Origin of the sequence: Caulobacter hibisci (assembly GCF_016135805.1) — a bacterium.
Taxonomy (GTDB): Bacteria; Pseudomonadota; Alphaproteobacteria; order Caulobacterales; family Caulobacteraceae; genus Caulobacter; species Caulobacter hibisci.
The window spans coordinates 456899-473379 of sequence record NZ_JADWOX010000002.1 but is presented as its reverse complement, the minus strand read 5'-3'; the positions used below and the strand labels follow the sequence as shown (position 1 = coordinate 473379).

16 protein-coding genes are annotated in these 16481 nt (G+C 68.0%); 5 read left to right on the top strand and 11 right to left on the bottom strand.

Translation table 11 applies throughout. The features are described 5' to 3' along the window. Positions 1 to 65 precede the first annotated feature (65 nt). On the top strand, positions 66 to 596 hold the full coding sequence (locus I4Q42_RS05280) for a dihydrofolate reductase family protein (protein ID WP_198575014.1): 531 nt from the start codon (positions 66 to 68) through the stop codon (positions 594 to 596). A 31-nt stretch (positions 597 to 627) separates the two neighbouring features. On the opposite strand, the gene I4Q42_RS05275 is transcribed toward I4Q42_RS05280, so the two are convergent. Continuing rightward, positions 628 to 1362 (bottom strand): SDR family NAD(P)-dependent oxidoreductase, encoded by a 735-nt coding sequence (locus I4Q42_RS05275; RefSeq protein WP_198575013.1) that lies wholly within the window; start codon positions 1360 to 1362, stop codon positions 628 to 630. An 84-nt stretch (positions 1363 to 1446) separates the two neighbouring features. On the opposite strand from I4Q42_RS05275, the gene I4Q42_RS05270 reads away from it, so the two are divergent. Beyond that, the gene (locus I4Q42_RS05270) at positions 1447 to 1863 is read left to right on the top strand and encodes a winged helix-turn-helix transcriptional regulator (RefSeq protein ID WP_198575012.1); all 417 of its coding nucleotides are present in this window, start codon (positions 1447 to 1449) and stop codon (positions 1861 to 1863) included. A 6-nt stretch (positions 1864 to 1869) separates the two neighbouring features. Here I4Q42_RS05270 and I4Q42_RS05265 read toward each other — a convergent pair whose 3' ends face one another. The 3 genes from I4Q42_RS05265 to I4Q42_RS05255 form a co-directional block, all read right to left on the bottom strand. Next, positions 1870 to 2970, bottom strand: coding sequence for a M23 family metallopeptidase (locus I4Q42_RS05265; protein ID WP_198575011.1), 1101 nt, complete (start codon positions 2968 to 2970; stop codon positions 1870 to 1872). Then, positions 2961 to 3170, bottom strand: coding sequence for a hypothetical protein (locus I4Q42_RS05260; protein ID WP_198575010.1), 210 nt, complete (start codon positions 3168 to 3170; stop codon positions 2961 to 2963). Before I4Q42_RS05260 ends, I4Q42_RS05265 begins: the two co-directional genes overlap by 10 nt. Before the next feature lie 154 nt (positions 3171 to 3324). After that, on the bottom strand, positions 3325 to 3711 hold the full coding sequence (locus I4Q42_RS05255; protein ID WP_198575009.1) for a hypothetical protein: 387 nt from the start codon (positions 3709 to 3711) through the stop codon (positions 3325 to 3327). A 209-nt stretch (positions 3712 to 3920) separates the two neighbouring features. On the opposite strand from I4Q42_RS05255, the gene parE reads away from it, so the two are divergent. Continuing rightward, positions 3921 to 6020, top strand: a complete 2100-nt coding sequence (gene parE / locus I4Q42_RS05250) for a DNA topoisomerase IV subunit B (protein ID WP_198575008.1) — start codon at positions 3921 to 3923, stop codon at positions 6018 to 6020. A 166-nt stretch (positions 6021 to 6186) separates the two neighbouring features. On the opposite strand, the gene recN is transcribed toward parE, so the two are convergent. The 3 genes from recN to lpxC form a co-directional block, all read right to left on the bottom strand. Beyond that, the gene (gene recN / locus I4Q42_RS05245) at positions 6187 to 7884 is read right to left on the bottom strand and encodes a DNA repair protein RecN (RefSeq protein WP_198575176.1); all 1698 of its coding nucleotides are present in this window, start codon (positions 7882 to 7884) and stop codon (positions 6187 to 6189) included. A gap of 111 nt (positions 7885 to 7995) precedes the next feature. Next, positions 7996 to 8922, bottom strand: a complete 927-nt coding sequence (locus tag I4Q42_RS05240; protein ID WP_198575007.1) for an outer membrane protein assembly factor BamD — start codon at positions 8920 to 8922, stop codon at positions 7996 to 7998. A gap of 105 nt (positions 8923 to 9027) precedes the next feature. Next, the gene (lpxC, locus tag I4Q42_RS05235; RefSeq protein WP_198575006.1) at positions 9028 to 9924 is read right to left on the bottom strand and encodes a UDP-3-O-acyl-N-acetylglucosamine deacetylase; all 897 of its coding nucleotides are present in this window, start codon (positions 9922 to 9924) and stop codon (positions 9028 to 9030) included. Positions 9925 to 10213: 289 nt separating this feature from the next. Here lpxC and I4Q42_RS05230 point away from each other — a divergent pair, with 289 nt between their 5' ends. Both I4Q42_RS05230 and I4Q42_RS05225 read left to right on the top strand, forming a co-directional pair. After that, the gene (locus I4Q42_RS05230) at positions 10214 to 12307 is read left to right on the top strand and encodes an alpha/beta hydrolase family protein (protein ID WP_198575005.1); all 2094 of its coding nucleotides are present in this window, start codon (positions 10214 to 10216) and stop codon (positions 12305 to 12307) included. 62 nt (positions 12308 to 12369) lie between these two features. Beyond that, positions 12370 to 13461 carry a hypothetical protein gene (locus I4Q42_RS05225; protein WP_198575004.1) on the top strand — a complete coding sequence of 364 codons (1092 nt, stop codon included), beginning with the start codon at positions 12370 to 12372 and terminating at the stop codon, positions 13459 to 13461. Here I4Q42_RS05225 and I4Q42_RS05220 read toward each other — a convergent pair. From I4Q42_RS05220 to secF, 4 genes are all read right to left on the bottom strand, one after another. Then, positions 13447 to 14178 carry a squalene/phytoene synthase family protein gene (locus I4Q42_RS05220; protein WP_198575003.1) on the bottom strand — a complete coding sequence of 244 codons (732 nt, stop codon included), beginning with the start codon at positions 14176 to 14178 and terminating at the stop codon, positions 13447 to 13449. The two genes, I4Q42_RS05225 and I4Q42_RS05220, sit on opposite strands and share 15 nt — an antisense overlap. 120 nt (positions 14179 to 14298) lie before the next feature. After that, entirely contained in the window at positions 14299 to 14913 is a 615-nt protein-coding gene (locus tag I4Q42_RS05215; RefSeq protein ID WP_198575002.1) for a urate hydroxylase PuuD, read from the bottom strand. Positions 14914 to 15145: 232 nt separating this feature from the next. Next, a complete protein-coding gene (locus I4Q42_RS05210) occupies positions 15146 to 15505 on the bottom strand; it encodes an Mth938-like domain-containing protein (protein WP_198575175.1) in 360 nt (119 codons plus the stop codon). 8 nt (positions 15506 to 15513) lie between these two features. Beyond that, a complete protein-coding gene (gene secF, locus I4Q42_RS05205; protein ID WP_198575001.1) occupies positions 15514 to 16470 on the bottom strand; it encodes a protein translocase subunit SecF in 957 nt (318 codons plus the stop codon). Positions 16471 to 16481: the final 11 nt, after the last annotated feature.

The window sequence follows — 16481 nt, the reverse complement described above, 5'->3', positions numbered from 1 at the left end:
TGCGCCGCCCCCGGTTTCCGCGCACCGTCGCCCAGGATTCCCGCGGCGGGATGGAGACTTGCGGCATGGCGAAGCTGGTGTTCGGAATGAACCAGTCCCTGGACGGCTACGTCGACCACACAGGGTTTGGCCCGGACGCGACGCTCTTCCAGCACTTCATCGACCAGACGCGCGGCCTGGCGGGCAGCCTCTATGGTCGTCGCCTCTATGAGATCATGAGCTATTGGGACGAGGATCGTCCCGAGTGGGACGAAGCCCGGCGCGACTTCGCGGCCGCGTGGCGGAGCAAGCCCAAGTGGGTCGTCTCGCGCTCGCTGAAGACCGTCGGTCCCAACGCCACGCTGATCGAGGGCGACCTCGCGGCGGCGGTCCACGAGCTGAAGGCGACGGTCGACGGCGAGATCGAGGTCGGCGGCCCGATCCTGGCGCGCAGCCTGACCGAGCTTGGCCTGATCGACGAGTACCGGATCTATCTCCACCCCGTCGTGCTGGGCGGCGGCGCGCCGTTCTTCGCCGGTCCGCGGCCGCCGCTGCGTCTGGTCTCCAGCGACCGCATCGGCGAGGGCGTGATCAAGCTGATCTACGCCCCCGCCTGACTGGCGCCCTAGAGGCTCAGACCTGGAGGCCTCAGACCTGGGCCAGGCCGCCGTCGACGAAGACCTCGCCGCCGGTCATGAAGCTGCTGTCTGAAGAAGCCAGGAACGCGGCCACCGCGCCGGTCTCCGACGGCTCGCCCATGCGGCCGAGCACGGTCGAGGCGCCCATGGCGGCGATCCCATCGTCGCCCAGGACCTCCAGCGCCAGCTCGGTCGTGATCGGCCCCGGCGACAGCACGTTGACGCGAACGCCCGTGCCGCGCAGGTCCAGCGCCCAGCTGCGCGCCAGGTTGCGAACCGCCGCCTTGGTGGCGCTGTAGATGCTGAAGGCCGGTGTGCCCATGACCCCGGTGCTCGACCCGGTCAGGATGATCGAGCCGCCCTGCCCCATCAGCGGCAGGGCCTTCTGCACCGTGAACACCAGGCCCTTCACATTGACGTCGAAGATCTGGTCGTAGTGCTGCGGCGTGATTTCGCCGAGCGGCACGAACGATCCCGTGCCGGCGTTGGCCAGCAGGATGTCGAGCCCGCCGCGTTCGGCCTTCACCGTCTCGTAGAGGCGGTCGAGATCGGCCAGATCGGTCACCGAGCCCTGCACGGCGCGGGCGTTGGGACCAAGCTCGGCCACGGCGGCGTCGAGTTGCTCCTGTCGGCGACCGAAGAGGTAAACGAACGCGCCTTCCTCGATGAACCGCTTGGCGGCGCCCAGGCCGATGCCGGTCGCGCCGCCGGTGATCACCGCGGTCTTGCCCTGTAGTCTGCTCATGATGTGCTCCTTCACTGAGGTTGCACTGAGCTGGAGAGCTACCCACCTATCGACAAGTATGCACCTTTTGGTAAGTGCTCAGAAATGTCGTCAGATCGTTCAGACCCCGTCTCGCAGCCGGTCCAGAGCTGCACCCCGACCCTGCCGGGCTTCACCTGCGGCCTCGACGCCACGCTGCGGGTCGTGGCCGGCAAGTGGAAGCCGCTGATCCTCTACTTCCTGGCCCAGGGCGGCCCCACCCGCTACGGCGAGTTGCGCCGGGCCGTGCGCGACGTCAGCGACAAGATGCTGATCCAGCAGCTCAAGGAGCTGGAGGCCGACGGCCTGGTGAAGCGCACCGACTACAAGGAGGTGCCGCCGCGGGTGGACTACAGCCTCACGCCCCTGGGTGTCAGCCTGGCGCAGGCCCTCGTGCCCCTCTGCACCTGGGGCACCGAGAACATGGCCGAGGTCACCCGCGTCTTCGCCCGACGCGAGGCCCTGACCGCCAAGACCGGCTAGCCTCTCCTACGGCCAGACGTTGTTGGACGTCACGCTGTCGCCGCCCGTCGGGACCTGGCAGTCGTTGAAGCTGATCGCCACCGACTGCCCCCAGTTGGTCGAGTCCGCCTGGACCTGGAAGTGCAGGTGCGGGCCGGAGGTGCGGCCAGTGTTGCCAGAGGTGGCGATCGGCTGGCCGCGCTGGACGGTGTCGCCGACGTTCACCAGCACGCCGTTAGGCTGGATGTGGAAGTACCAGCTGGTGAAGCCGCCGGGATGGCGGATGCGCACCGCATTGCCCCAGTTCTGCAAGCTGCCGCCCGGGAATGGGGTGTTGCTGGGCGTGGTCGCGGCGTTGGGGTTGTAGGTGGTGGTCTGGCTTTCCTGCAGCCACTCGACCGTACCGCCGCGCACCGCGCGGATCTGGGTGCCGGCCGGCATCGAGAAGTCGAAGGCGAAGGCCTGGCTGCCGGTGTGCGAACCGCCGGCGTTGTTGTTGCCCTGGCCGACATTGCGGCTGTCGCCGCTCTTCCACGGATAGCGGTAGGCGCCGACGGCATTGTCCTCCTGCTCGATGAAGTCCATCCGCAGGCCGTCGGCGAAATGGGCGGCGTCCTCGGTCTTGAAGTCCACGACACAGCGGCGGCGGCTCCACCACTGGGTTCCCGAGCCGGGCCGCCAGACGGCGGCGTAGCGGTCGCCGTCGGCCGACAGGGCGGTCAGCCGCAGGCCCTGGTTGAAATAGGTCTGGTCCTGGGCCTCGATCTCGGCCCCGGTCATGCCCGAACGCCACCACTGGGCGCCGTTTCCCGGCCGCCAGACGGCGGTGTAGCGGCCGCCGTCGACCTCCAGCAGGGTCAGGCGCAGGCCATTGTCGAAGTGGGTCTTGTCCTGGGCCTTGAACTGGTCGACCGTCATGCCCGTGCGCCACCACTGCGCGCCGTTTCCCGGACGCCAGACGGCGGTAAAGCGGCCGCCGTCGAGCTCCAGCGCCGTCAACCTCAGGCCCTGGTTGAAGTAGGTGGTGTCCTGGGCCTTCAGCTCGTCCAGGGTCATGCCCGCGCGCCACCACTGGGTTCCGCTGCCGGGCCGCCAGATCGCGGCGTAGCGGCCGCCCTTCACCGACACCGACGCAGGCGCAGGCCATTGTCGAAGTGGGTCTTGTCCTGGGCCTTGAACTGGTCGAGCGTCATGCCCGATCGCCACCACTGGGCGCCGCCGCCCGGCCGCCAGACCCCCGCATAGCCCGTATCGGCCGTAACCGGCGACGGAAGGGCCATCAGGCCCAGAAGACCGGCGCAGACCGCCGGCGCCAAGATCGCACGCATCGACACCCTCCCGTTTCGGGCGCGCCTTCCAGGGGAGCGCCTCATCAAATTCAGTATGCACCGGACGCCGACAGCCGGCCCTGACCCAGGGCCGGCTCGTCCTTGAAGTCATAGACCGTCGGAGCCGCCCAGGCACGGGCGGCTCCAGGCCGGATCAGGTCGACCAGGTGATCTTCACGATGGTCGGGTTGTCGCTGTTGTAGGAGACCGTGTGCTCCGAGCGGCGGCTGCTGGTGATGGCCAGCTTGTAGGTGTCGCCGGTCTTGTCGGTGAAGGCCAGGTTGATGCTGCCCGAGCCGATGCCGGCCGGGCCCTGGGCGTCGACGTCGACGCGGTAGCTGTAGATGCCGGAATTGGGGACCAGCCGGATGCCGTAGACTTTGCCCTCGCTGTTGCCGACGATGCACGAGCTGAGGTCCTGGTTGTTGTTGATCGACACCGCGTCGCCGACCGACAGATTGCCGTTGGCCGTGCCGTTGGTGGAGCCGCAGTCGGTGGTGGTGAAGTCGTCGACCCCGGCGGACGCTTCCAGCGTGCTCATGGCTTGTTCCTCCCTTGGATCCGGCCGTCGCGCGGGCCGGTGGAGGGACGATCGAATCAACCCTGAGGCAAGACAACCCAAATACACGTGATAGTTGTCAAGCTTGTGCGCGCGCCGGAAACGTGCAGCCGAGCGCGTGGCGACGCTTTCCTTGGGGAGCGCCTCGGGTCATACGGGGCGAGAGTCCCGAATCGCCGCAAAATCACCCCATGTCGTCCAAAGATCCCAACTCGCTGTTCTCGCTGTTCGACGACGACGCCCTGGCGCCGCCGAGCGCCCCGCCCTTGCCCGCCCGCGAACCCCATCCCGAGCCCAAGCCGCAGCCGCCGCCTCCGCCCCCTCCAGGCAAGGCCGAGCCGGCCGCCGCCCCCTCCTCGGGCGGCTACGACGCCAGCTCGATCGAGGTGCTGGAAGGGCTGGAGCCCGTGCGCATGCGTCCGGGCATGTACATCGGCGGCACCGACGAGCGGGCCCTGCACCACCTGTTCGCCGAAGTGCTCGACAACTCGATGGACGAGGCCGTGGCCGGCTTCGCCAAGCTGATCGAGGTCAAGCTCGACGCTGACGGCTACCTGTCGGTCAAGGACGACGGTCGCGGCATGCCGGTGGATCCCCACCCCAAGCATCCGGGCAAGTCGGCGCTGGAAGTGATCATGACCGTCCTGCACGCGGGCGGTAAGTTCAGCGGCAAGGCCTACGAGACCTCGGGCGGCCTGCACGGGGTGGGCGCCAGCGTCGTCAACGCCCTGTCGGAACTGGTCGAGGTGACGGTCTGGCGCGACGGCTTCGAGCACCGCCAGAGCTTCGCTCGCGGCAAGCCGCTGGGCGGCGTCGAGAAGATCCAGCCCAGCAAGAAGCGCGGCACCATGGTGCGCTTCAAGCCCGACGAGCAGATCTTCGGCGAGGGCTGCGCCTTCAAGCCGGCGCGCCTGTACCGGATGACCCGGTCGAAGGCCTATCTGTTCCGCGGCGTGCAGATCAAATGGTCCTGCGCTCCGGAGCGCATCCACGACCAGACCCCGCCCGAGGCGACCTTCCACTTCCCCAACGGCCTGGCTGACTTCCTGGCCGAGCGCACCAAGGGGCTGGAGACGGTGACCCCGACCAGCTTCTCGGGCCGCATCGAGCGCCAGGGCGAGGCCGGCGCCGTAGAGTGGGCCGTCACCTGGACCCCACGCGGCTTCGGCGAACACGACGGCTTCATGCAGTCGTACTGCAACACCGTGCCGACCCCCGAGGGCGGCACGCACGAAAGCGGCTTCCGCGCCGCCCTGACCCGCGGCCTCAAGGCCTATGCCGAACTGAAGGGCGAGAAGCGCGGCGCGATCATCACCGCCGACGACGTGGTGGCCCAGGCCGGCGCGCTGATCTCGGTGTTCATCAAGAACCCCGAGTTCCAGGGCCAGACCAAGGAAAAGCTGTCGACGACCGAGGCCCAGCGCTTCGTCGAGAACGCCCTGCGCGACCCATTCGACCACTGGCTGACCGCCAGCCCCAAGGCCGCCCAGGCCCTGCTGGAATTCGTCGTCGAGCGCGCCGAAGAACGCCTCAAGCGCCGCAAGGACAAGGAAGTCTCCCGCGCCTCGGCGACCCGCAAGCTGCGCCTGCCTGGCAAGCTGGCCGACTGCGCCGGCGGCGCGGTGGACGGCGCGGAGCTGTTCATCGTCGAAGGCGACTCGGCCGGCGGCTCGGCCAAGCAGGCCCGCAACCGCAAGAACCAGGCGATCCTGCCCCTGCGCGGCAAGATCCTGAACGTGGCCTCGGCCTCGGGCGAGAAGTTCACGGCCAACAAGGAACTGTCGGACCTGATGCTGGCCCTGGGAGCCCAGGGCGGCAGCAAGTACCGTGAAGAGGATCTGCGCTACGAGCGGATCATCATCATGACCGACGCCGACGTCGACGGCGCCCACATCGCCTCGCTGCTGATCACCTTCTTCTACCGCACCATGCCGGACCTGATCCGCGCCGGGCGGCTGTATCTGGCCCTGCCGCCGCTCTACCGCCTGAGCCACGGCGGCAAGACCGAATACGCCCGCGACGACGCCCACAAGGACGAGCTGCTGGCCACGATGTTCAAGGGCAAGAAGCCCGAGATCGGCCGCTTCAAGGGCCTGGGCGAGATGATGGCCGCCCAGCTGAAGGAAACCACCATGGACCCGGCCGTCCGCACCCTGGCGCGCGTGACCCTGCCGCGCCACGAGGAGTCGGTGGAAGACCTGGTCGAGACCCTGATGGGCCGCAAGCCCGAGCTGCGCTTCAAGTTCATCCAGGAGAATGCGGCCTTCGCGGCGGACGATCTGGATCTGTAACCCCATCTCCCCTTGCGGGAGAGGGTGGCCTCCGAAGGAGGTCGGGTGAGGGGTCGCACATACGGAAACACCGCGACGGCTGATCAGCTGTCGCGGCGTTTTGCTTTTGAGAGACCCCTCATCCGTCGCCTACGGCGACACCTTCTCCCGCAAGGGGAGAAGGAATTTACCCGATCAGCGCCCGCGCCGCCGCACGGGCGGCTTCGGTGACTTCCGCGCCCGACAGCATCCGCGCGATCTCTTCCTCGCGTTCGGCGGGCGACAGGGGCTCGACCTTGGTGCGGGTGGAGGTGTCGTCGCCGGACTTGGAGATGCGCCAGTGAGCGTCGCCGCGCGCGGCGACCTGGGCCGAGTGGGTGACGACCAGCACCTGGGCGTTGGAGGCCAGGCGCTTGAGGCGCAGGCCCACGGCGTCGGCCACGGCGCCGCCGACGCCCTGGTCGACCTCGTCGAAGATCATCAGCGGCTGCGGGCCGCCGCCCTTGCCGGCCAGCGCCGCCTTCAGCGCCAACGCGAAACGGGCCAGTTCGCCGCCCGAGGCGATGGCCTCCATCGGGCCAAACGGCGCGCCGGGATTGGTCGAGATCTCGAAGGCGATGCGGTCCAGGCCCGTGGGGCCGGCCTTGTCCTCGTCGAGCGTGTCGAGCCCGACGCGGAAACGGGCCTTTTCCAGCTTCAGCGGGCCAAGCTCGGCCTCGACGGCCTTGGCAAGACGGTCGCCGGCCGCGCGGCGCTCGGCCGACAGGGCGCCCGCCGCGTAGAGATAGGCCTCGCGGGCGGCGTCGGCCTCGGCCTCGGCGGCGACCAGGGCCTCGCCGGAGGTCTCGATGGCCTGCAGGCGGGCGGCGAAGTCGGCGCGGGTGGCCGGCAGGTCCTCGACCAGGACGTTGAGCTTGCGGGCCATGCCGCGCAGGGCGAACAGCCGCTCCTCGGTCTTTTCCAGGCGGTCGGGCTCGAACTCGAAGCTCTCGGCGGCCGCGTCGATGGCGGCGACGGCCTCCTGGGCTTCGACAAGAGCGCGATCGACGGCCTCGCAGGCGGCGGCCAGGCGGGTCATGGCCGGGCCGTCGGCCGGCGCGCCGGCGCTGGCGGCGCGGTCGCGCGCTCGCTCGAGAGCGCGGAAGGCCGAAGCCAGCTTGCCCGACAGGTTGTCGCCGCCCAGGGCGTCCTGGGCCGAGGCGATATCGGCCAGGGCCTTCTCGGCCGAGCCCAGCAGGGCCCGCTCGTCGGCCAGGGCCGCCTCTTCGCCGTCGCGCGGGTCGAGGCGGTCGAGCTCGGACAGGCGAAGGGTCAGTTCCTCGGTCTCGGCCGCCGCGCGGTCGGACAGGGCCTTCAGTTCGGCGGCGGTCTCGCGGGCGGCGCGCCAGCCGCTCCAGGCCGAGGACACGGCCCCGATGCTGACCTGGCCATAGGCGTCCAGCAGGGTGCGGTGGGTGCGCGGATCCAGCAGGCCGACCGTCTCGTGCTGGCCGTGCACCTCGAGCAGCAGGCCGCCCAGATCCTTGAGCACGCCGACGCTGGTGGCCTGGTCGTTGACGAAGGCGCGCGAGCGGCCGTCGGGCGACAGCTGGCGGCGCAAAACGAGATCCTCGTCGCGGGCGTAGTCCAGGCCCTTGTCGTCGAGATAGGCGAAGGCGGGATGGTCGGGGGCCAGGGCGAAGATCGCCGTGGCGCTGGCGTGGCCAGCCGCCCCGCGGCGCACCAGGCCGGCGTCGGCGCGGGCGCCGGTGGCCAGGCCCAGGGCGTCGAGGATGATCGACTTGCCGGCGCCGGTCTCGCCGGTCAGCGCGGTCAGGCCCGGCCCGATGGCCAGGTCGAGGCTCTCGATGAGCACGACGTCGCGGATGGAGAGACCGATCAGCATGGTCGCGAGGATCACCGGGAATCGCAGTTTTTCAAAGGGGTCGCGACAGCCGATTGAGAACAAAAGAAAAACGGGCCGTTTTGCAACGGCCCGCTTGTCTGAAGTCTCTGCCTACATCCCCAGGACGCCCATCAGGCCGCCCTTTTTCTTCTTCTCGCCCGGAGGCGCCAGGGTCGCGCCCTTGTCGTGGGTCAGGACCCGCTCGAGCAGGTTGCGCTTGTTGCCGGCCTTCAGCGGCTCGACGGCCGGCTTCAGGCCCGCGTCGTTGAGCAGGCGGTAGGCGTCGGCGTACCAGCGGTCGCCCGGGAAGTTGTAGCCCAGCACCGCGCCATTGCGCTTGGCCTCTTCGTTGAGGCCCAGGGTCAGGTAGGCCTCGACCAGGCGGTAGAGGGCTTCGGGCGTGTGCGAGGTGGTCTGGTGGCGGTCGACCACGGCCTTGAAGCGGCCGATGGCGGCCAGGGTCTTGCCGTCGCGCAGGTACCAGCGGCCGATGGCCATTTCCTTGCCGGCCAGCTGGTCGTTGACCATGTCGATCTTCAGGCGGGCGTCCTGGGCGTATTCGCTGTTGGGATAGCGCTGGACGACGTCGCGCAGGGCCGCGAGCGCCTGCTCGGTGGCGGCCTGGTCGCGGTTCACGTCGACGATCTGCTCGAAGTAGCAGACGGCCTTCAGGTAGAAGGCGTAGGAGGCCGACGGATTGCCCGGATACAGCGAGATGAAGCGGTCGGCGTCGCCGATGGCTTCCGAATACTGGTTGCCCTGATAGTGGGCGAAGCCGGTCATCAGGATCGAGCGGCGCGACCATTCCGAATAGGGGTGCTGACGCTCCACCTCGCGGAAGTAGTCGACGGCCTCGTTCCAGCTGCCGCGATCCAGGCGGTTGGCGCCGGTGGAATAGAGCAGCTCGACCGGGCGTTCCTCATAGACGAGGGTCGGCTTCTTGGGCTTGCCGGCGCAGGCGGTCACCGACAGGGCGGCGAGCACGGCGACGATGACGGCCGAACGTCCCGAGATATTGCGAAGCACGGACTCTCTCACCCTAGAAGCATTAGCGCGCCCCCGCGCCGAACCCCAGGCTTCTACACCACGTCGATGCGGGCGCAAATGAAAGCCGAAGAAGCGGCGGGAGCGTCCCCCGATTGATCAGACCGCTTCGGCGAGCTCCGACGCATAGGCGCGCCAGCGCCAGGCGCGCGGTTGCTCCATCAACGCACGAACCGCGGCGTTATTGAGGCCGTGACCGGCCAGGATTCCTTCGAACCTGCCAAGGATCGGAGCGCCGATGACATAAAGGTCGCCGACCGCGTCCAAGGCCTTGTGGCGCACGAACTCGTCCGAGCGGCGCAGGCCCTCGGGATTGAGCACGCGGTCGCCGTCGATAACCACGGCGTTCTCCATCGAGCCGCCACGGGCCAGGCCGATGTCGCGCAGGGCCTCGACCTCGCGCAGGAAGCCGAAGGTGCGGCAGTTGGAGAGTTCCTGACGGAAGCTGTCCTCATCGATGACCAGGTCGACGCGCTGGCGGCCGATGGCCTTACTGGCGAAGGCGATCTCGAAGGCCACCTCGAACGAGTCGGACGGCGTCAGGGCAGCGCGCTTGTCACCCTCGATCACTTCGATCGGCGACAGGATCTCGATGTAGCGGCGCGCGGCTTCCTGCTTGCGGCGACCGGCGCGGTCGAGGATCTGCACGAAGGGCTCGGAAGAGCCGTCCATGATCGGCACTTCGGGACCGTCGAGCTCGACCACGCAGTTGTCGACCGACAGGGCGGCCAGGGCGGCCATCAGGTGTTCGATGGTCGAGACGCGCACGTCGGCGGCGTTGGCGATGACGGTGCCCAGCTGGGTCTGCACCACGGCGTCGCCGCGCACCGGCACCCGGTTGTCGCGGTCTTGGACGTCGGTGCGCACGAAGACGATCCCGCTGTCGGGAGCGGCGGGGCGCACGGCGACGCGCACGTGCGCGCCCGTGTGCAGGCCGATCCCTGCGAAGATCACCGGTCCTGCGACCGTGTGCTGGAAGTAAGGCGAAACCGACACGAGAAACCTTTGTAAAACTTGGGAGCGGCTCTAGCGGCCACCTATTCGTCCCCATTTACCGTCTACGAGCTTCGCCGCGCCGCAGCAATGCAAGTCCTGTTTCTGATTGTTACCTCCTCAAAGCCTTGTCGGATAAGGCGTTTTCGCCATTTCGGAGGCCCAATTCCGCCACACTCGCAAACGGCGCCGCAGCATGCGCAAGGCCTTGCCCTTCGGACTGGCCTAGGGCGCACGGCGCCGTTAGTGTCGCGCGGTTTTCTGGCATCAGAGCCGCCTGGACCACGCTTCCATGACCAAGACCTTGCGCATCGCCGCCTCCGCCCTCGCCCTCTCCCTGGCCGCCTTCGCGGTCGTGCCGGCCGCCTTCGCGCAGGGTCGCGGCTTCACCGCCAAGGACATGGTCACGCTCGACCGCGTCAGCGAGCCCAAGGTCTCGCCGGACGGTCGCCAGGTGATCTACCTGGTGCGGACGATGGACCTGCCGGCCAACAAGGCCTCGTTCTCGCTCTGGGTCGCCGACCTGAAGGCCAGGATCGCCCCGCGCCGCCTGGCGGTGTCGGACGGCGGCGTCTCCAGCGCCCGCTGGTCGGCCGACGGCAAGAGCATCTACTTCCTGTCGGGCCGCGCCGGTTCGGACCAGGTGTTCCGCACCGACGCCTCGGGCGAGACCGCCGTTCAGGTGACCAAGGCTCCGTTCGACGTCGGCGCCTTCAAGGTCTCGGCCGACGGCAAGACCGTGGTGGTCAGCCAGGCCGTCTTCCCCGACTGCCCCACCCTCGCCTGCACCCAGGAACGCCTGGACCAGAAGAAGGCCAAGAAGACCACGGGCGTGGTCTACGGCAAGCTGTTCATCCGCCACTGGGATGCGTGGAACGACGGCACGAAGAACCATCTGTACGCCTACGGCCTCGACGCCTCGGGCGTGGCGGCGGGCGAGCCCACGGCCCTGATGGCCGGCTTCGACGGCGATGCGCCCACCAAGCCGTTCGGCGGCGACGAGGACTTCGTCATCAGCCCAGACGGCAAGACCGTGGTGTTCTCGGCCAAGATCGCCGGCCGCGACGAGCCCTGGCAGACCAACTACGACCTGTGGTCGGTTCCGGTCGACGGTTCGGCCAAGCCGGCCAACCTGACCGCCGACAACAAGGCCTGGGACGCCCAGCCGACCTTCTCGCCGGACGGCAAGACGCAGGCCTGGCTGGCTATGAAGCGTCCGGGCTTCGAGGCCGACCGCTTCGGGATCACGGTGCGCGAGAACGGCAAGGTGCGTGAGGTCGCCCCGGCCTGGGACCGCTCGGCCCAGTCGATCACCTTCAGCGCCGACGGCAAGACGATCTACACGACGGCCGAAGACGTCGGTCAGACCAAACTGTTCGCCATCGAGGTCAAGACCGGCAAGGTCGCCGCCCTGACCGGCGAAGGCCATGTCAGCGCCTTCAGTGTCGCCGGCGGTTCGACCGTGATCGCACAGGACAATCTGAAGACCCCGGGCCAGCTCTACGCCCTGGCTCCCCAAGACAAGGGAAAGGGGGGCGCGCCGATCAAGCTGACCGGCTTCAACGCCGACAAGCTTGATGGCGTCGCCATGGGCGAGGCCGAGCAGTTCAGCTTCAAGGGCTGGAACGACGAGACCGTGCACGGCTATCTCGTCAAGCCCGCCAACTTCGATCCGTCGAAGAAGTATCCGGTGGCCTTCCTGATCCACGGCGGTCCGCAGGGCTCGTTCGGCAACCTCTTCCACTACCGCTGGAACGCCCAAACCTATGCCGGCGCCGGCTATGCCGTGGTGATGATCGATTTCCACGGCTCGACCGGCTACGGCCAGGGCTTCACCGACGCCATCAGCCAGCACTGGGGCGACCGCCCGCTGGAAGACCTGCAGAAGGGCTGGGCCTTCGCGACCCAGAAGTACGGCTTCCTCGACACCGACCGCGCCTGCGCCCTGGGCGGCTCGTACGGCGGCTTCATGATCAACTGGATCGCCAGCCAGTGGAAAGAGCCCTGGAAGTGCCTGGTCAACCACGACGGCATCTTCGACAGCCGCTTCATGGGCTATTCGACCGAGGAGCTGTGGTTCAGCGAGTGGGAGAACGGCGGGCCGCCGTGGCAGCCCGACACCACCTACGCCAAGTTCAACCCGGCCGACCACGTGGGCCAGTGGAGCGTGCCGACCCTGGTCGTCCAGGGGCAGAACGACTTCCGCGTGCCGCTGGAACAGGGCATCGCCACCTTCACGGCCCTGCAGCGCAAGGGCGTGCCCAGCAAGCTGCTATATTTCCCCAACGAGAACCACTGGGTGCTAAAGGCCCAGAACTCGGTCCAGTGGCACGACGAGGTGCTGGGCTGGCTCGACCAATGGACAAAGGGCGAACCCGAGCAATAAAACTTCCATAGATTGCATTTTTGAGCCCCCTCAGATATCGTTGTTATCTTAGGGGGCTTTCCATGAACATGCATGTCAACGTCGACGAGCAGAGAGCCGAGGCCCACGCGTCGCGAAAACTCGCCAATAAACTCTCTGTAGACGGCCGCTGCGCCGAGGCCAGAGTGCTGGCAGCCGATGTCGATCTCGATCTGGCGCGCATGGATACGCTGTCCAAATTGACCGACCCCGCTGCTTACGAGAAGTGCGACAAGCGCTTCGCTCGACTTGAGGAAGGCTTTTTCAGCCGCCACCCAAGCGAGCAGATCGCGGCGGCCGTCGATCTGAAGAAGACCCAGGTTCAAGGGTACGAGGGCGAGCAGCTTTTCTATATGCTCACCTATCTTCGCGAGCGCTATGTCTTGGCGGTGGGCACGGGTTCCAAGCACGCCGCGGCCCAGGCTTCGGTTCCATCGACCGGCGCCTCACCGTCCGACAGCGAACCCGCGCGACGCGCCGAAGCGCTTTCGCTGCTCGAAAGCCTCAAGCTGCTCTATACGCTGAGCAGCGAACGTGAACTTCTTACCACTCGCATGCGGTACAGCGCCCTGTGGCTGCTTGCCGTGCTGTTTGTCGCCCTGCTCCCAACTCTGGTACTGCCGCGCCTGACCGCAGGCACGCCCATATTTGCGTCGGCGGAGATTTTCTCGAACTACGCCGTCATCGCCGTTGTCGGGGCCGCCGGCGCCATGGTTTCGATCCTACGTCGCGCCGAGACTGCAATGGCGTCGGCCTCCTCCGAGATCGATCCGGTCCGCCAGGTGAGCGCCCTGCGACACGGCAGGACGGCCGTACTGATCTCAGCCTTTGTCGGCGCGGCGGTGTCCTTCGTACTCCTGGCCTTTTTCGCCAGCGGCCTTGCCACAGGCGGCAAGTTGCTCGGCGACGCAGCCGCTGCGCTGTTCCCGCTGATCAAAGCGCCGCAACAGTACTCGGCGGCGCAAATCAGCTTCATGAGCCACCCGCTGCGCTTCGAGACACATGTGGACTCCGCAAAGATGCTCGTCTGGGCGTTCATCGGCGGGTTCTCCGAACAGCTGGTGCCCGATGTACTCGACCGTCTCACCAAGGCGGCTAGGCCTACTAAGGCCACGGCGCCGTCAAACGCGGCCTAGCACGACGGCCAGGGTGAGGCGGGCGCGCACTTCCAGGGCGCTCGCCTCGCGACCTTGCGAATGAACGCCGGCCAGGGCCGCCGGCGCGACGGCGGGAAACGCCGCCACCGGCAGGGCCTTAAGCTCCTCGCGAGCAAGCCGACGCTGCTGCGCGACGCGGGCCTGGACGTCCGCCGCGCTCCAACCCGCCGGCAGGCGCGACCGACCGGCCAGGGCCAGGCGCCAGAGGCCGGCAAGGCCGTAGGCGCGCGCGGCGGCCCGCACCGCCGAGACCTGCGCCGACGGATCGAGCCGCCGCGCGGCCAGGATCGCGACACGGCCGGCGGTGGCGTCCAGATAGTCCAGCACCGCGGCCTCGTCGGCGAACGGTTCGGCCTCGAGATCCGCGAGGCGCGCCTCGGCCATGGCCGCGAGCAGGCCAAGATCGTGGCCCGAGACGGCCAGGGCCTCGACGGTGGGATGTTTGCGCGGCGGCTTGCCGGCCGCCAGTTCCTCGACCGCCTCGCGCCACCAGGTCAGGCGGATCTCGCCCATCAGCGCGTTGGTGACGCCGCCCGCCACCCGGGCCAGCTCGTAGTTATAGGCGTAGAGCGCCACGACGTCGGCCAGCGCCGCCGGGTCGGCCACGAAGCGGCTAGCCAGCCAGCGGTCCGGATCCATGCGGCGGACCAGGTCGTCGAGGCCGGAATCGTAGGGGTTGTCGGGGGCGGCGGACATGGCGCGGCTTATGCCCCTCCCCCGCTCGAAGAGGAAGGCCCGCCATACCGGCGAGCCGTGGAGCCAAAGAAAAAGGCCCGCCGGTCGGGCGGGCCTTCTGTCTCGTCCGCGCAGGCCCGATCAGCCGAACAGCGTCTGGTACATCGTCATCGTCACCAGCATCGGGATGCTGAGCAGCGTGTTGATGCGCGAGAACAGCATGGCGATCTTGCCGGCCTTGGCCTTGGTCTCGTCGTCGGCGGGAACCAGGCCCAGGGCGCGCTTCTGGTTCGGCCAGATCACGCCCCAGACATTGATGAACATGATCGTCGCCAGCCACATGCCCATGCCGATGAAGGTGAAGCCCATGTCGACGCCGCGCTCGTAGCCGTGCCAGGCGCCGAAGGTGATGGCCTCCATCAGGTAGCCGCGGCTGAAGGCTAGGATCATGCCCATCAGCCAGGTCGCCAGGGCCGCCCAGCGGAACCAGAACAGGGCTTCGGGGGCGATGTACTTGGTCACCGCCGGCTTCAGCTCGGCCGGGATGGTCGGCATCACCCGGATCTGCACGAAGTTGAAGTAGTAGAGCAGCCCGATCCACAGGATGCCGAACAGCACGTGCAACCAGCGGAACACGGCCTGGAAATAGGCGCCGTGGAAGCCGCTGGGGCTGTGGCCGAAGCCGAACACCATGACCAGCGCCAGCACGAAGCTGACGATGATGGTGCTGCGGAAATTGGTGAGGATCCCGGACAATTCAGCCCCCTGAAGCCGTTGCGTGGCGCGCAGGATAGGGGGAGTCGGGAAAATGATCCTCCCCCTGAAGGGGGAGGTGTCGGCCCCCGGGTCCGGTCGTAGACCGGCCCGAGGATAAACTCCGCCGACGAAGGGGGATGTGTCTTCGGAGGTTCAGGCGCCGCAAAGGCCGAAGAGACTTCCCCCTCCGGCCCTTCGGGCCACCTCCCCCATCAGGGGGAGGGTCGCAAAATCAGACCGCGATCAGGGCCGCGGCCATGCGGCGGCCTTCACTGGCCAGGACGTTGTAGGTGCGGGCCGCGGCCTCGGTGCTCATGAACTCCAGGCCCAGGCCCGAGGCCTTGAGGAAGTCGCGCACCGGGCGCGGCGGCAGGGCGTTGGCCAGGCCCATGCCCAGGAGCACGAACTCGACCGCGCCCCCGGCCGCCAGCACCGGGTCGAAGGACTCCGGCGTGAGGTCCGCCAGGCTGGCGACGCCCCAATCCAGCGGCTGGTCGTCGATGACCAGCAGCGAACCGGGCCGCCAGACGCCGGAGACCCGGAAACCGCCGCCGCCCCAGGCGTCGATCGACGGCGGCTGGCGCGGTGTCAGCGCCTGGCTCACGGGCGGCTGGCCGCGCCGAGCTTGACCGGCTTGGCTTCCTCGTCGCCGCGCTTCAGACCCCAGACCAGGATGATCGGCAGGGCGATGTAGATCGACGAATAGGTGCCGATGATGATGCCGAACACCATGGTGAAGACCAGCGGGAACAGCACCGGGCCGCCGAAGATCATCGTGCCGCCCAGGGCCAGCAGCGCCGTCGAGCCGGTGATGATCGTCCGCGACAGACGCTCGTTCTCCGACAGGTCGATGATCTCGCGCAGGGGCGTGGACTTGTACTTGCGCAGGTTTTCCTTGAGGCGGTCGAAGGTGATGACCTTTTCGTTCATCGAATAGCCGATGACCGTCAGCAGGGCCGCGACCGAGGTCATCGAGAACTCGATCTGCATCACCGACAGGATGCCCAGGGTCAGGATGATGTCGTGGAACACGGCCACGACGGCGCCGACGCCGAACTGCCACTGGAAGCGGAACCAGATGTAGCCGAGCATCAGCAGCAGGGCGATGCCCAGCGCCTTGAAGCCGCCCAGCAGGAGCTCGCCCGAGACCTTGGCGCCGATGACGGTCGGGGCCGGCATGGTCATGCCGGGGAATTTCGAGACGATCTCGGCCTTGATGCGGTTGGCCTCGAGCGTGGCGTTGCCGCCCTCGGTGGGCAGGAAGCGAACCATCGCCGAATTCGGCGCGCCGAAGCCCTGGACCTGCACGTCGTGCGCGCCGGTGCCCTTGGCGACGGCCCGCAGCTTGTCGAGGTCGATGGGCGCGGTCGCGGGCGTACGAGCTTCAAGGGCGACGCCGCCCTTGAAGTCGATGCCCAGGTTCAGGCCCTGGGTGAAGAAGGAGACGCCGGATCCCAGGATCAGAAGAACCGAGATGACGGCGGCGACGGGCGCCCAACGCACGAAGCGGAAGTGGGTCGAGCGCGGGATCAGGCGGATGAGGGGCCAAGCAGCCATGAGCTTTGATC